Raw genomic sequence first — 14,790 nt, 5'->3', positions numbered from 1 at the left:
AAAACCGCCCCCCAGACATCTATCTCGGTTAATTAAAAATCGACACTATCTCACAGCCTATGGCTGGTCAAGGTTTCAAGCTGTTTGTCGCCTAATTTAACCCGAGATAGACGTCGCAGAGTTGACGCCTATCCCGGCCTTTACAGTCATTGCTAAGCAATTGAATCATAAACATTTATTACGAACATTGGTAATAGTCAGCCGAGATAGACGTCACTCGGACTATTTTGACTATCCGGATAGACCGTACTACTCTTAACCTGTATGAATATACAGTTTTGAGGTGTGGGGATGGACGATATTCCAAAAGTGCTGCCCAGTAAGCCTGTTCGGTTTATGGACCGGTTTCGTGCTTTTATCCGCGCTAAGGGGTTGGCGTATAAAACCGAAAAAACATACTGTACCTGGGTGGTGGATTATATTCGTTTTCATAAGATGCAAAAGCCGGAAGAATTGCATAGCGCAGACGTAGACCGTTATTTGTGCCACATTGCTACTAAGCGTTATTGCTCGGCAAATACTCAGAAAACGGCATTGAATGCGCTGGCTTTTTTGTACAACCAGTTTCTTAATCAACCCCTTGGTAAACTTGAGTTTCAGCGCTCAGTACGCCCGAAAACATTACCAACGGTGTTAAGTCACGATGAGGCTAGACAGGTACTTGATCAGCTGGAGGGTGTCGCATGGTTGTGTGCTTCGCTTATGTATGGGAGTGGCTTGCGGGTAATGGAGGCCGTGCGTTTGCGAGTTCAGGATATTGATTTTGCCAATAATTGTTTAATTGCGCGAGAAGCTAAGGGGCGCAAATGGCGTAGAACGCTCTTGCCAGCGAAGTTGTTGGAACCTTTACATCAGCAAATCGAAAGTGCGCTGGAGATTCACCGCCAGAATTTAGGTGAAGGCTATGGTGCGGTGTATTTGCCTGATGCCTTAGCAAGGAAATACCCCAAGGCGCCTAAAGAGTCAGCTTGGCAATATGTATTTCCCGCTGCCCACCGCTCCATTGATCCGCGTTCTGGTGTAGAGCGACGCCACCATATTGGTGAGCAACAGGTCCAGCGGCAGGTGAAGCGCGCTGTGCAAGCGGCCAATATTCATAAAAAGGCGGGGTGCCACACGTTTCGCCATAGCTTTGCAACTCAGTTATTGCGCTCAGGAACGGATCTTCGCAACATTCAGGAGTTGTTAGGCCACACCAGTCTGGAAACCACTCAGATTTACACTCACGTGGTGAGTATTGAGCAGCGAGGCGTCAAAAGCCCAGTGGATGAATAATGGGGGCTTGGTGCTTGCCGTTGGAAGTGCTTGCCGTTTATAACGCGGTTGGCCCTTACCCCATATGAGGCAAGGGCCGCTCGGTTAGCGGTCGGGCAGGGTGACGTTTAGCTCTAGTACCGAGCAGTCGTTGTCGTCATCGAGCTGGACCGACACCTGATCTTGATCGATGTCGACGTATTTGCGAATCACCTCGATGATTTCCTGTTGCATTAGCGGCAGGTAATCGGGTTGGTTGCGGTGATTGCGCTCGTGCGCCACTACAATTTGCAGACGTTCCTTGGCGACCGAGGCCGAAGAAGGCTGCTTTTTGTTGATAAAGTAATCAATTATGCCCATTACTTTCCTCCTAGCAGGCGCTTCAAGAAGCCCTTTTTCTGCATTTCCAGGAAGCGGTGTTCAACGTCTTCGCCTTCCAGGCGGGCGACGGCATCGCAATAGGCTTGGCCGGCTTCCGACTCTTCGTCGAGAATGACCGGGGCACCTTGGTTGGATGCTTTAAGTACCGCTTCAGATTCGGGGATAACACCCAGCAACGGAATGGCGAGAATTTCTTCTACATCGGCCACGCTTAACATTTCGGCGCTGGCGACGCGCTCGGGGTTGTAGCGCGTTAATAGCAGATGTTCTTTGACTTGTTTGCCCTGCTCGGCCAAACGCGATTTGCTTTGCAGTATGCCCAATATGCGGTCGGAGTCGCGCACCGAGGAAACCTCAGGGTTGGTCACTACAATGGCTTCTTCGGCAAAGTAGAGCGCCATTTGCGCGCCCTGCTCAATACCGGCTGGGGAGTCGCAAATAATATAGTCGAAGTCTTCGGCCAGCTCGTTTAACACCGCTTCTACGCCTTCGTAGGTGAGCGCGTCTTTGTCGCGGGTTTGCGAGGCGGGCAGAATAAACAGCCCTTCGGTGCGTTTGTCTTTGATCAGTGCCTGTTTCAGGCTGGCTTCTTTGTTAATGACATTAACAAAGTCGTACACCACGCGGCGCTCGCAACCCATAATCAGGTCCAGGTTGCGCAGGCCTACATCGAAATCGATAACCACGGTTTTGTGTCCGCGCAGGGCAAGGCCGGTCGAAATAGCGGCGCTTGATGTGGTTTTACCAACGCCACCCTTACCGGAAGTTACAACAATTATTTTAGCCACGGTGTTTCCTCAAAAAGTGTTGGCACTGTCACAGTGCGGCAATTTCAATAGAATCGTCTTGTAAAAAAATCTGGGCGGGTTTTTTCCAAACCTCGGCAGCGATGCCGTCGTGCAGTATAAATTGCCCGGCAATCGAGACAAGCTCGGCCTCCAGCTTTTGGCAGAAAATACGCGCGCTGGGGTTGTCGCGCACTCCTGCCAGCGCCCGGCCGCGCAAGGCGCTGTAAACGTGGATATTGCCATCGGCAATGACTTCAGCCCCTTCGCTGACGGGGGCCAGTAATATTAAATCGGCGCCTTCGGCGTAAACCTGTTGGCCCGAGCGCACCGGTTTGTGAATAACCTTGGCGGGTAAGCTGCTGCTCACTCCCGCAGGAGCGGCTGCCGGCTCAGCAGGCGGGGCTTCGGCCTCGGTGCGCGGGCGCGGGGCCGGTAAATGCACCAGCCCAACATCTTTTGCCAGTTGTGCCACCGATTCTTCGGCGCCGCGAAAGCCGTACAACTGAAAGCCCGCGCTGCGGCACTGGTCGGCAATGCTCTGCAGTTGGGCTTTGTCTAGCTCGCCTTCGAAGGAGGCGAGGTTTAAAAACAGAGGCGAGCCGGTAAAAAACAGAGGGGCGGTTTCAATTTTGTCCCGCAGTGCCGCGGCAAATTCCTCGGCTTGGTAACGGTACAGATCCAGTACCATGCTAGTAACGCTGGTGCCTTTGATGTGAAAGCAGGGGTCTGCCATCGAGTAATCCTAGTTCGTGCGGTGTGTGGTGATCGCTAGTTGATCGTGTTTGCTGTAATCGCATATTTAGCCCTTAGTTTTGGGCGCAATGCATGGTTATACGCAATGGCCCCGCAATATACCAAATATTGCGGGGCCAAAATATGGTTTACGTCTTATGTGGGGCTTTTTATGCGGTCTGGGCTCTGCTCAACGGTTTACTCGCAGGCGTCTACAATCGCTTGTGCGGCCAACTTACTGGCCTCCAGCGTTTTAGTTTCCTCGTTGCTGACTTCGGCCCGTACGCTGAACATGGTGTCGCCAACGAGTACATTCAGGGTTTTAAACCGGCCGACTCCACCCCAGGCGGCTTGATCGCCTAAGCCGGTAACGGGGTCCCACTGCATTTTATTAACCAGACTTTTGGCAAAGTCTTTGCCCATATCGACATGTTTTTTATCGATCGTGCCATCTTTGGCTTTGGCGTCAACGGCTTGAGCTGCCTGCTCGGCCGCCTGTGCTTTCTCTTCGTCGCTCAGGGTCCTGTGTTGGCGTATAAAGGTATCGGCATTGACCTGGCGAATGTTGCTCAGCTCCAAGGCGTCGTCTACATCAACCTCCATGGCGAAGTTGCCTGACCCCACCGTTGATTTGCGTCCGGTTTGCCAGCTAATGCGGCAACTTGAGCTGTATTTGGTGACGTTTTCATTGATATCGATTTTTTCTGGCAGCATGGGGAATACGGTGCGAGCGCGCTCGATGGTGAGTAGGTCGCAGGGCGACTGGGCGGCGTCTAGTAGGCAGGCAGAGGCGCTGCTGGTTTGGCTTGATTCTGGGCCGGTGTCACTGCAGCCGATTAAAAGGGTAGCGCTGGCGGCCAGTGTGGCGGTTAATAAAGGTTTCCATATGGTCATTGGTCTGTCCCTATTTCAGTCTTTAGTTAGTTTTGATGCAATCGCCATAGCATAGCTAGCAAGCCTGTTGTCGACAATAGGGTGCCTCTAATAGGGTTCACAAAATCATGCTAATTTTGGCTGTTAGAGAAACAATAGGGTGTGAGGCCCAGCCGCTTGGCGGTGAGAACCGATCTGTAACGCCTGCATAAAGGATGGGCGGGGCCGACGGGTGAGCATCGGCCCAGATTGGAGGTGTTTATCGTTCGCTAAAAACCAACGTACACCACGGTGACGGGGATCGGTTCATTTGTTCGATTGTTTCCGTGAGAGGCCGGCGGGCGGTGACGGATGGCTTCTAGCTCAGGGTCGTAGCCGACTTGCAGGCGGTTGCCGAGTTTTTGTCGGGTTTCATCGCTGATTTGTTCGCCGGTTGACTCGGTTATAGCCGCAGGTGGTGTGGGGCCGGGTGCGCGTGGGGCCGAAACCACCACTTCTTCGATAATGCGCTCGTTATCGCTTTGCGCCAGCGCTGAATGAAAGCCAGCCGCAAGCGCTAATGTGCAGAGCGCAGTTAGGGTTTTCCGTGATTTAAGTGCCATGATGTGCCTCCTGCCGCAGGGACTTTCTTTGAGTTTAGTCCATGGCGCGGGTGCGGTAGCGGTGGGTGGCTAATATATCGCCTAGTTCTCACTTTTCGCCCCGTTTTTACTTTTCGTGTGAATCGAAGGGGCGGCGGTAGCGCTCATCTTTGGGGGGGATGATATCGCCGTCTTCATCAATAGCGGGGTAGGGTAATTTGTGCGCCTTGCAGTATCTGACCATTTTGGGGTGCATCCACTCAAACAGTGTGGTGTGGTAGTGCTCGTCTTCGTTGAATTCGCGCTCATACAGGCCGGCTTTTTGCCGCTGTTGCATCGCCTCTTGCAAAATAATGGCGGCGGCGACACTGACGTTGTAGCTCTCTACCAAACCGATAATGGGAATGGTCACATGGGCGTCGGCCTCGCGCGAGGCGTAATCACTCAAGCCATGCTTCTCTGCGCCCATCACCAGGGCAAAGGGGCGGGTGTAGTCCGCTTCGCGGTAGTCGATGGCGCGGTCGGACCAGTGGGCGGCGTAGAGTGCCATGCCTTGACCCTTTAGGTGAGCCATACCCTGCTCAATATTCTCGTGTACGACCTGTTCGGTAAAGCGGCCAATACCGCCTGCTGTGTTGTGATACACCAAATGGCCGCGTTCGGGTTTGACCATATGGAGGGTGCCGATGCCCGCCGCCTCAGCGGTGCGCAAAATGGCGGAGATGTTCTGTGCCTTGTGGACTTTATCGGTCAGCACGGTCATATCGGGCTGGCGCTGTCTCAGTACTTGTTTAAATTTCTCGAAGCGTTCGCGACTCATGATTCTTCTATGGTGGTCAGGGGAGCGGGTGGCCATTATAGTGGATGGGTGAATCGAGAGCATCCATCGTCTGGAGGTTTGATATGAAAGCATCTGAATTTTTGAAAAAGTACGAACAACAGCAATCGCAAAAAGAAGACGAAGAACACTCACTGCAGCATCAGGCCCGCGAGCGGGCGGCCCACTTGGAAGAGGGGCTAAATGTGGGCAGCCCCTACGACTGGGAAGACCTCGAAAAGTACAAAAAAGAGTTAGCCCGTATGGATCGCGAGGGGCCGGGCAAAAAGTGATCGTTTGGCTGTTAAGTTACCTGCTGCTGGGTGCCGCTACCGGCTATATGGCCGGGTTATTGGGTATTGGCGGGGGCGGAATTATGGTGCCGGTCCTGGTGATGTTGTTTTCCTGGCAAGGGGTGGCGCCGGAGCATATGGTGCACTTTGCACTGGGTACTTCAATGGCGGCGATTGTGCCCACGGCTATTTCTTCGGCCCTGGCACACCACCGGCGCGGCTCGGTCTACTGGCGGGCAGTCTTATGGATGGCCCCCGGCGTGTTGTTCGGCGCGTTTCTGACTACTTTTGTCGCCACTTATATTCCCGCCAAACCGCTGGCGGTATTTTTTGCTCTGTTTATGACCGGTATTGCCGGTTACATGATTTGGGGCCGCCCCCCCAGGCCCGACCGTATTTTGCCCCGCGCACCGGGTTTGGCGGCTGTTGGTACGGGTATTGGCGGTGTCTCGTCGCTGGTGGCCATTGGCGGGGGTTCACTGACCGTGCCCTTTTTGGTGTGGTGTAACCAAACGCCGCAGCGGGCCATAGGCACATCGGCCGCTCTGGGTATTCCGATTGCGGCCGCTGGGGCGCTGGGCTATATGGTGAACGGTTGGCAGGCGGCCTCGGCGTTGCCGACGATTGGCTATGTGGTATGGCCGGCGGTATTGGCCATGGCAAGCATGAGCTTTATGACGGCGCCATTAGGAGCCCGACTGGCGCACCGTTTACCCGTGTTGAGACTCAAACAGATTTTTGCCGTAGTGATGGTAGCTCTGGCGGTAAAAATGTTGCACGGCGTTTGGTAATCACAAACGCTGCTCAATGACCTCCACCAGGGCGCGAATATGGTCGTCGCGATCATTCAGTGCCGCAATATAGTGGTACTGCTCGCCGCCCGCCTCAATAAATGTTTCGCGGTTTTCCTCTTCTAGCTCTTCGAGCGTTTCCAGGCAGTCGGCGCTGAACGCTGGGCTGAGAATGGCAATATTTTTTACGCCCTGTTGTGGCAGCTCAGCCAAGGTTTGGTCCGTGTAGGGCTTGAGCCATTCGGCTTTGCCGAAGCGCGATTGAAAGGTAGTGAGGCAGTCATCCGGGTTGAGCCCGGCGCGGGCAGCGGCCTGGCGCGTGGTTTTTACGCAAAAACAGTAGTAGGGGTCGCCTTTTTCTAAGCTGAACTTGGGGGTGCCGTGATAGGAGAATACCCACTTTTGCGGTGTGCCGTGCTGCGCTTGATGTTCGCGCAAAGTGGCGGCCAGCGCCTCCAGGTAAGTGTCGTTCTCGGCATAGCCGCTAATAAAACTTAACTCTGGCACCCAGCGCCAGCGGGTAAGTTCGCGCGCCAGTGCATCGAAGGTGGAGCCTACGGTCGCGGCGGCGTACTGCGGGTAGAGCGGTAAGACAATAATTTTGCGCACGCCGCTTTGTTGCAGCTGCTGCAGGGCCGAGGCGATTGATGGATTGCCGTAGCGCATGCCGAGGGCGACCTGGGCTCTACCGGCCAGAGACTCGGCAATTTTGCGCTGTTGTTTTTGCGCGATGGCGAGCAGCGGCGAGCCTTCGTCTGTCCAAATGCTGGCATAGAGCGCAGCCGATTTTTTCGGCCGCACACGCAAAATAATGCCGTGCAGAATAATCTTCCACAGAATTTGGGGGATCTCCACAATGCGCGGGTCCGATAAAAACTCCGCTAAATAGCGCCGCAGTGCGGGCGCGTCGGGCGCATCGGGGGTGCCCAGGTTGGTGAGCAGTACACCGACTTTGGGAGATTGTTTAACCGTATCATGAGCGTTGTCGGTGAGGGCAGAGTACTTGGCCATAGAGGGACTGTTTCCGTGTGTAATTGTCGCCAGAACCTGTTCACATTAATGGAATCCACCTGCTGGAAGCCAGTTTTGCTTTCAACTAGGCGCGGTGAGTGCTGTTTGGTTATTCCAATTAAACGAGTGGCAACAACGCAGGTGGCAAAACTGATTCCAGCCTTTCGGGGGGGCTAAAAATCCACCGCTGTGCGTTACTCGTTTTTCATTTGGGGTAACCAAATCTCTCACCTGGCGCCTTGGTTGGCGAATGTTTAATCGCGACAGGTTGTATTCATTCGTGTGAGCAGGCCCTAGTGTAACAAGTTCGGGGCTGTGGTGATCGCCCTGTAGTGGTACGTCGTAATGCATAAAACGATCAGTCCGGGGGATGTTGGGTTTTATGAAGCCACAATTGTATTTTGACGGTAAGTGCCCTCTGTGTCGGCGCGAAGTTCACTGGCTAAAAACATTGGCGGGCGAGCGGCTCGAGTTTGTCGATGTTCACAGTGCGCCTGTGACAGAAGCTGAGCGCACGGCGATGCTGCAGTGGCTGCACTTAAAGCAACCAGATGGAACTTGGTTAACGGGGCTGGAGGCCAATGTCGGCGCCTGGCAATACACGGCATTGGGCTTCTTGTGGGCGCCCTTGCGCTGGCCGGTTATACGGCCGCTGGCAAGGCGGGCTTACAATCATTGGGCGTGGCGGCGCAGCCAACGCTGCGACTGGGTTCCGGCTATACCGCCTCGCCCAAAACGAGGCGGTGAGTGATCGTTAATCTGCCGGGGCAATGCGTATAATTTTCCCGCCGCGCTGGTCGGTCAGCAGATAGAGGTAGCCGTCGGGGCCCTGAGTGACGTGTCGAATGCGCTCTTCCAAATCATCGGCCAGCATACGCTCTTCGTAGATAACGCGTTCATTTTCCACATCGAGCCGCGACAGTGTCTCGGCGCGCAAGCTGGCGACAAATAGATCGCCCTGCCAGGCGGGGAATTTATCCCCGGTGTAGAAGGTCATACCCGCGGTGGCCAGAGACGGTAACCAGTAATATACCGGTGTTTCCATTCCCTCTTTCTTAAAACCTTCACCGATTTTGCCGCCACCGTAGTTTTCACCGTAGGTAACCACCGGCCAGCCGTAGTTGAGGCCTGCGTGATCGATATTGACCTCGTCACCGCCTTGGGCGCCGTGTTCACCGCTCCAAAGCTCACCGGTATCCGGGTGCAAGGCCGCGCCTTGCATATTGCGGTGGCCGTAAGACCAAATCTCGGGCAGGGCCCCTTCGGTGTCCACAAAGGGGTTGTCGGCCGGTACGCTGCCGTCGGTGTTAATACGGATTACCTTGCCGTGGTGGTTGTCCAGCGTTTGGGCGTCATCCATGCGTGAATAGCGATCGCCCAAGGTTAAAAACACGGTGCCATCGCCTTTGAACACAATGCGCGAGCCAAAGTGGGAGTTACTTTTAAATTTGGGCTTTTGGCTGAAAATCACCTCAAGGTTCTGCAGGGCGTTGTCTTTGAGTTGGGCGCGGGCGAGAGCGGTACTGCTGGTGCCATTGGGGCCGGGTTCGGCATAACTAAAATAGATATAACCGGTGTCGTTGTAGTTGGGGTCGGTGGCGATGTCGAGCAAGCCACCCTGCCCCTTAACGACGATTTCCGGCAGGCCTGTCAGGGGCTCGCTCAGTGTGCCGTCCGTGTTCACGCGGCGAATATTGCCAACTCTTTCGGTCACCAGCATGGAGCCGTCGGGTAAGAATGCCAGCCCCCACGGATTGGTTAGATCGTCGGTGAGGATTTCGAGTTTAAAATCCTCCCGGTCACTTACAATGGTCTTGGCGACAATAGCGGGTGAAAAAGCCAGCGAGGCCGCGAAGGCTGCGGCGCAGAGAGTGCGAAAACCCATGGGATACTCCTGTAAATAAGGATGGTATGGCAAGAGTAGCAAGAGCAGCCTAAGCGAGCAACGCAGCGCTGGCCGTTTTGTTGCTGTGCCTGCCTGCCCGGTGCTTGTTTGGCCCACTGGGCTTGCTAAGGAGATTTGGCAATGAGCTTAGCCTGTCTCGGGCCATGCTGCCGGTGCCGCTAAAGGTCGTAAAAACCGCTACAAAACGGTCGTACCGCTTGGGCATGTATGCTAACTTGGGATCTTCAAAAGTAGAGGTTAGGTTAAGCCCACATGTTGATGTTTTATCCTGAAATCAAACCCTATGCGCGTCACCAAATTGCGGTTGATGCACCCCATGAACTCTATGTGGATGAATCCGGTAATCCCGATGGAATTCCGGTGTTATTTGTTCACGGTGGCCCGGGGGCGGGTTGCGGCAAGTATGACAGGCGCTTTTTTGACCCCGAACTCTATCGCATCATCTTGTTTGATCAGCGCGGTTGCGGCCGATCAACGCCGCACGCCGAGCTGGGCGGCAACAATACCCAAGCGCTAGTTGCGGATATTGAAAAAATTCGTCTTCAGCTGGGGGTGGATAAGTGGGTCGTGTTCGGTGGTTCTTGGGGGTCAACGTTAAGTCTTGTGTATGCCGAAGCCTATCCCGAGCATGTGCTTGGCTTAATTTTGCGGGGCATATTTTTGTGTCGCGATCAGGATCTGCACTGGTTTTATCAGCATGGTGCCAGTTCGATTTTTCCCGATTACTGGCAAGATTTCCTGGCCCCCATTCCCGAAGGCGAGCGCGGCGATTTAATGAGCGCCTATTACCAGCGTTTGACCAGCGATAACGAGTTGCAAATGATGTCGGCGGCTAAGGCTTGGTCACTGTGGGAAGGCCGTTGCGCTACCTTGCGTCCCAACCAAGACGTGGTGGATGCTTTTTCCAACCCTTTTAAAGCTTTGGCTCTGGCGAAAATTGAAGCCCATTACTTTACCCATAAAGCATTTTTACAAGACAACCAGATTCTGGCTAACGCCGATAAGTTATCGGGTATTCCCGGCATGATTGTGCACGGCCGCTACGATATGGTTTGCCCGCTGGATAATGCTTTTGCCTTGCAGAAAGCCTGGCCCGAGGCCGAGTTACAAATTATTCGCGACGCCGGTCACGCCTCACGTGAGGCGGGCATTGTCGATGCTCTCATTCGCGCCACCGATGCCATGGCGCGCAAGCTGCGCAATGATACCGACCAGATGGCGTAATGAAAGGTCTGATTCAACGCGTACAGCGTGCGGCTGTTGAGGTCGATGGCAAGTGTATTGGTTCTATCGATCAGGGCTTATTACTGCTGCTGGGGGTGGAGCGTGAAGACAGTGAAATTAACGCTGATAAGCTGCTGAAAAAAATGCTGGCCTATCGGGTTTTCTCCGATGCCGAGGGCAAGATGAACTTGAACGTCGGGCAGGTCGGCGGCGGCGTGCTAGCGGTTTCGCAATTCACCTTGGCCGCCGATACTCGCAAAGGTTTGCGGCCCGGCTTTTCCAGCGCTGCCAGTCCCGATCTAGCCCTTGAGCTATATCAGTATTTCGTCGCGCAGTTGCGCGCCGTTCACCCTATCGTAGCCACGGGCGAATTTGCCGCCGACATGCAGGTATCCTTGGTCAATGACGGGCCGGTCACTTTTTTGCTGCAAGGTTAATATTCATAATAAAAGCCTGAGAGTTTTGCAAATAATACGAACTATGAGTAAGGGATCTACGATGAAAACCTTGAAAAAAATCGTGTCGAACACATTGATGCTGGCTGCTCTTGCCGTGGCGCCACTGAGTTTGGCCGACGCCCTAGTTTGGCAGGCAAGCGTGGGTGATAAAACGGTGTATTTAGCCGGCACCATTCATATGCTCAAACCCAGTGATTACCCTTTACCCGAAGAGTATGAGCAAGTCTTTGCCAAGGCCGATACGATTGTGCTGGAAACAGATATGCAGGCCACTCAAACGCCTGAGTTTGCCATGCTAATGTCGCAAAAAATGCGCCTGCCCGCCGGACAGTCACTGTCTACTGTGCTCAATGAAGAGGTCTACGCTCAGGTGCAGGCTGCCGCCGAAAAACGCGGTCTACCACTGCAGGCGCTCGCTAACTATCAACCAGCTTTTGTGGCATTAACGCTCTATGTTATGGAATTGCAGACACTAGGGTTTGCCGAAGGTGTTGATGCAAAATACGCAAACAAAGCGAGCGAGGCGGGCAAAGTGTTGGCCGCGTTAGAGACGCCCGAGCAGCAGCTGGGCTTTATGTTGGCCATGGCCGAGCTCGATGCCAATGATTTTATGCGTTATTCCCTAGCCGATATCACAACCCTGCCCGAGCTGATGGGGCAGATGGTCAGCGCTTTTAAAACGGGTGACGCCGAGATGTTGTATCGATTGGGGGCAGAGCCGATGATTGATTATTCTCGCGCACTCTACGATACGCTTCTGACCGAGCGTAACCAAAGCTGGGTGGCGGACATTGAGGGGTATTTAACAACCCCGGAAACCGAGTTAGTGATGGTTGGGGCTCTGCATTTGGCCGGCCCGGACGGCTTGCCGGCGCTACTGGCCCAAAAAGGGATTACTGTTAAACGGTTTTAAACACGCATTTGTTAAGGATGATTGATGTCCGTACGTATTATACTCGCCACTTTTATAATTATGTTGGCGATTATCAGGCTGTACGGTCCACAATTTGTGCAACAATTTTCCAGTGATGAATTATCGCCCACCGAAGCGTTCGACCCATTGCGGGATTTGGTCGATCTTATTAAAGAGGTCACCCGCAAGTTAGGTGGCGGTTAAACGCGGCGCACGTAAAGTTTAGGAGTGTGATGTATGAAAGGTGGATTGTGGTTTGCAGTGGCGCTTGCGGTGCTGTTAGGTGTTAAATTTCTGGGTGGAGACCCGTCAGCTAATGCTGCTCCCGAGCAGGTAAATCAATACCCTAATGAGGTGGTGCTATACGCAACCTCATGGTGTGGTTACTGCAAGAAAACTCGAAAGCTGTTGCGCGATAACAATATTCAATTCACTGAGTATGATGTGGAAAATTCGGCGCGAGGTTCGCGTGAATTTAATGCGCTAGAGGGCAAAGGTATTCCACTGATGGTGATCGACGGTGAGGTTATTCGCGGCTATAAGCCCGACCTTATTTTGCAAAGTGCTCTGGCGGTGCAAAAGCAGCGCGACCTTTAAGTCTTAGTGCTAGCTTTCACTGAATCGGAGGCAGCCTTACGCCAGTCTACTTGGGTGCGCAGCGAGCATTAGCGAGTACCCATTCCCGCCCGCTTTTTTCATGTCTTAACCAGCACTGTTGTTTTTTCTTCCACAGCGTAAAGTGATCGGGCCGGCCCAGCTTGAATGCTTTGTTTTGCTCGCTGGTTCGTGGGCTTGGCGGGGCCTCAACAATCAACCGGCTCGTTTCGGTCAGCGCGCGGGGGGACAAAACCACAGGCGTGCCCAGGGCAGAGGATACGCGCTCTTGCAAGGCTTGCTGAACAGATTGCTCCGGCGATACCAGCCGGGCCGGTTGTGGCCCACCTGGTAAGTGTTGGCAGCCTGTGAGCAGCCAGACGGCGATCAGGCACAGCCCTTTGGGCGCCGTGCTAGTGGCCGCTATTTTCAAGGCTCAGTGCGTAAAATCGCATCACCCATGCCCGGCGGGTGGAACATAATGCCGTCGTTGGGTGTGTTTAGATGTGTTTTGGCAGAGACCGATGTTTTGGCGGCGGTATCGGCCGGGCAGCTGCCATGATCGCGATAATAAAGTGCCGCAGCTAACCGGGCTTCATTGCTATCGCCCAGTGCGTGGGTGTAATCATCATTCACCATACAGCCGGGCAGTTCAGAGGCGTCGGCACTATCGGCGGCGCCTGGGAAAAAGCCTGCGGCATAGTCGCCAAAACCTTTGGCGTTAGTACCACTAAACTGAGTAGTAAAGTAAGACTTGCCGCAGTTGTCGATGACATAGGCCCCGTAAGGCTTGCCGCAAGTGGCGTTACCGATTTGTATAACCTCTACATCCGCCCCGGCCAAACCGTTGATTACAGCCTCAGATGCCGAGCAAGTGCCGCTACCGGTAAGCACATAAACACGATTTAAGTTCAGTGTTGGCAGAGGTTGTCCTTCAGGTTCAGAGAAATTTTGCGTGGTTGAATGAAATTTAATAGGCGCCAGGCTCTCGCCACTAAAGGGGTCTGTCTCCGGATGCTTGTCATTGAACCGCAAAAAGTAGAAGTCTTTATCAGCAACATTGGTGCCGCCCACCATATAACCCAATTCGCTGGCAATATCGAGAAAGCCGCCACCGTTATAGCGCAAGTCTAAAACCAAGTCGCTAACGCCGGTATTGGCAAAGCTTTCAATTGCGTTTATGAGTTCGGTCTCGGCGGTGGCAATATGACTGTTAAACAGCATATAGCCCACATCCCCGGTAGCGGTGTTAATAATGTTGGTTTTGTTGACAGAAGCAATGGCCGCTTCTGTGGCGGTGAGCACGACATCACGGGTTTCAGTGCTGCCCAACTCCTGGAAAGTAAAGGTGTGACTTTGGTTGGCCACGGTAGGAATTAGCGCCATATTGAGAAGGTTGATGCCCTCGGCGCTGTCATCGTTAATTAAGTCAATGCCATCAATACTGACAATGCTGGCGCCGCGGCTTACCCCCGCCAGGCCGGCCGAAGAGCTGGGTTCGGTGTAAACCACCACGACTTCGCGCGGCGGCACACTGGACAGAATCACCCACTCCATACCGTAATCGACGGCGATACCGGAGTCCTGTCGGGCGCGGTAGGTATCGGTATTTTCCGACCAGTGGAATTGATCTTTCAAGGCACCCGATGGCGTGCGCTCTTGCGTCACCAACAAGTCAAAATACGTTGGGGTATCGAACAGAATCGGGTTGCGATCATCAATCTCATCGTACCAGAGATAGTATTCGTTACTGAACGAACGCAGGAAGACATTCTCATCGATATAGCTGCCGGCCATGTCTGGGTAGGCCTGGCCGTTGTAGGGCGCAATGCCTTGGCGTGGGTTTTCACACAGTGACCAATAGTCTTCCAAATTGGGAAAAACACCTTCTTCCCAGACGAATGTGTCACCGGTGTTGGCGCTGCTACTACTGATTGAGCTTGCCGCGCTGCTGACCGAGCTGGATGAACTGACAGTGCCGATCACATCGTTAAGGGAGCCGCTGTCGCCACCGCCACAGGCTGTTAGGGTGAGCGCTGCAAAAACGCCCCATGAGGTTAAGTGCCTTAGGGCCAGTGTTGGGGCTGATTTCAGCATAGCGCGCTATTCTCCTTGCCGCAGAAACTGTATGAGTTGGGGGTAGTCCTCACATTATCAGATGTCGATGCATTGAA

At 53.7% G+C, this 14,790-nt stretch carries 18 protein-coding genes; 9 read left to right on the top strand and 9 right to left on the bottom strand.

The window, feature by feature from the left end; all coding sequences use genetic code 11:
- Positions 1-291 precede the first annotated feature (291 nt).
- Positions 292-1,275: an integron integrase gene (locus tag Q4563_RS04685; protein WP_303603764.1), complete on the top strand. Its 984-nt coding sequence runs from the start codon at positions 292-294 to the stop codon at positions 1,273-1,275.
- Positions 1,276-1,359: 84 nt separating this feature from the next.
- Here the strand turns inward: Q4563_RS04685 and minE are convergent, their stop codons facing one another.
- From minE to trmH, 6 genes are all read right to left on the bottom strand, one after another.
- On the bottom strand, positions 1,360-1,614 hold the full coding sequence (gene minE, locus Q4563_RS04680; protein WP_215976009.1) for a cell division topological specificity factor MinE: 255 nt from the start codon (positions 1,612-1,614) through the stop codon (positions 1,360-1,362).
- Complete coding sequence (minD, locus tag Q4563_RS04675) at positions 1,614-2,423, bottom strand: septum site-determining protein MinD (RefSeq protein ID WP_215976008.1); 810 nt, start codon at positions 2,421-2,423, stop codon at positions 1,614-1,616. Before minD ends, minE begins: the two co-directional genes overlap by 1 nt.
- A gap of 28 nt (positions 2,424-2,451) precedes the next feature.
- Positions 2,452-3,156, bottom strand: a complete 705-nt coding sequence (gene minC / locus Q4563_RS04670; protein ID WP_303603763.1) for a septum site-determining protein MinC — start codon at positions 3,154-3,156, stop codon at positions 2,452-2,454.
- Positions 3,157-3,353: 197 nt separating this feature from the next.
- A complete protein-coding gene (locus Q4563_RS04665; protein ID WP_303603762.1) occupies positions 3,354-4,049 on the bottom strand; it encodes a hypothetical protein in 696 nt (231 codons plus the stop codon).
- Between the two features lie 248 nt (positions 4,050-4,297).
- Positions 4,298-4,630 (bottom strand): hypothetical protein, encoded by a 333-nt coding sequence (locus Q4563_RS04660; protein WP_303603761.1) that lies wholly within the window; start codon positions 4,628-4,630, stop codon positions 4,298-4,300.
- A gap of 106 nt (positions 4,631-4,736) precedes the next feature.
- Positions 4,737-5,429 carry a tRNA (guanosine(18)-2'-O)-methyltransferase TrmH gene (trmH, locus tag Q4563_RS04655; protein ID WP_303603760.1) on the bottom strand — a complete coding sequence of 231 codons (693 nt, stop codon included), beginning with the start codon at positions 5,427-5,429 and terminating at the stop codon, positions 4,737-4,739.
- An 83-nt stretch (positions 5,430-5,512) separates the two neighbouring features.
- Here trmH and Q4563_RS04650 point away from each other — a divergent pair, with 83 nt between their 5' ends.
- On the top strand, positions 5,513-5,719 hold the full coding sequence (locus Q4563_RS04650) for a peptidase S14 (protein WP_215976002.1): 207 nt from the start codon (positions 5,513-5,515) through the stop codon (positions 5,717-5,719).
- Positions 5,716-6,510 carry a sulfite exporter TauE/SafE family protein gene (locus Q4563_RS04645; RefSeq protein WP_303603759.1) on the top strand — a complete coding sequence of 265 codons (795 nt, stop codon included), beginning with the start codon at positions 5,716-5,718 and terminating at the stop codon, positions 6,508-6,510. The genes Q4563_RS04650 and Q4563_RS04645 overlap by 4 nt, the downstream gene beginning before the upstream one ends.
- Here Q4563_RS04645 and hemH read toward each other — a convergent pair whose 3' ends face one another.
- Complete coding sequence (hemH, locus tag Q4563_RS04640; protein ID WP_303603758.1) at positions 6,511-7,521, bottom strand: ferrochelatase; 1,011 nt, start codon at positions 7,519-7,521, stop codon at positions 6,511-6,513.
- A 382-nt stretch (positions 7,522-7,903) separates the two neighbouring features.
- On the opposite strand from hemH, the gene Q4563_RS04635 reads away from it, so the two are divergent.
- Positions 7,904-8,272 carry a thiol-disulfide oxidoreductase DCC family protein gene (locus tag Q4563_RS04635; protein ID WP_303603757.1) on the top strand — a complete coding sequence of 123 codons (369 nt, stop codon included), beginning with the start codon at positions 7,904-7,906 and terminating at the stop codon, positions 8,270-8,272.
- A gap of 3 nt (positions 8,273-8,275) precedes the next feature.
- On the opposite strand, the gene Q4563_RS04630 is transcribed toward Q4563_RS04635, so the two are convergent.
- Positions 8,276-9,406 (bottom strand): PQQ-dependent sugar dehydrogenase, encoded by a 1,131-nt coding sequence (locus Q4563_RS04630; RefSeq protein ID WP_303603756.1) that lies wholly within the window; start codon positions 9,404-9,406, stop codon positions 8,276-8,278.
- A gap of 273 nt (positions 9,407-9,679) precedes the next feature.
- Here Q4563_RS04630 and pip point away from each other — a divergent pair, with 273 nt between their 5' ends.
- The 5 genes from pip (at position 9,680) to Q4563_RS04605 (ending at position 12,619) form a co-directional block, all read left to right on the top strand.
- Positions 9,680-10,651 (top strand): prolyl aminopeptidase, encoded by a 972-nt coding sequence (gene pip, locus Q4563_RS04625; RefSeq protein ID WP_215975998.1) that lies wholly within the window; start codon positions 9,680-9,682, stop codon positions 10,649-10,651.
- A complete protein-coding gene (gene dtd / locus Q4563_RS04620; RefSeq protein WP_303603755.1) occupies positions 10,651-11,088 on the top strand; it encodes a D-aminoacyl-tRNA deacylase in 438 nt (145 codons plus the stop codon). The genes pip and dtd overlap by 1 nt, the downstream gene beginning before the upstream one ends.
- A 61-nt stretch (positions 11,089-11,149) precedes the next feature.
- On the top strand, positions 11,150-12,022 hold the full coding sequence (locus Q4563_RS04615) for a TraB/GumN family protein (protein ID WP_303603754.1): 873 nt from the start codon (positions 11,150-11,152) through the stop codon (positions 12,020-12,022).
- Between the two features lie 24 nt (positions 12,023-12,046).
- On the top strand, positions 12,047-12,226 hold the full coding sequence (locus Q4563_RS04610) for a hypothetical protein (RefSeq protein ID WP_303603753.1): 180 nt from the start codon (positions 12,047-12,049) through the stop codon (positions 12,224-12,226).
- 33 nt (positions 12,227-12,259) lie between these two features.
- Positions 12,260-12,619 (top strand): glutaredoxin family protein, encoded by a 360-nt coding sequence (locus tag Q4563_RS04605; protein ID WP_215975994.1) that lies wholly within the window; start codon positions 12,260-12,262, stop codon positions 12,617-12,619.
- Between the two features lie 426 nt (positions 12,620-13,045).
- Here the strand turns inward: Q4563_RS04605 and Q4563_RS04600 are convergent, their stop codons facing one another.
- On the bottom strand, positions 13,046-14,713 hold the full coding sequence (locus Q4563_RS04600; protein WP_215975992.1) for a S41 family peptidase: 1,668 nt from the start codon (positions 14,711-14,713) through the stop codon (positions 13,046-13,048).
- Positions 14,714-14,790 lie beyond the last annotated feature (77 nt).

This window comes from Gilvimarinus sp. 1_MG-2023 (genome assembly GCF_030548285.1).
The sequence above is the reverse complement of the archived record's forward strand: the minus strand, read 5'-3'. Positions and strand labels throughout refer to the sequence as shown.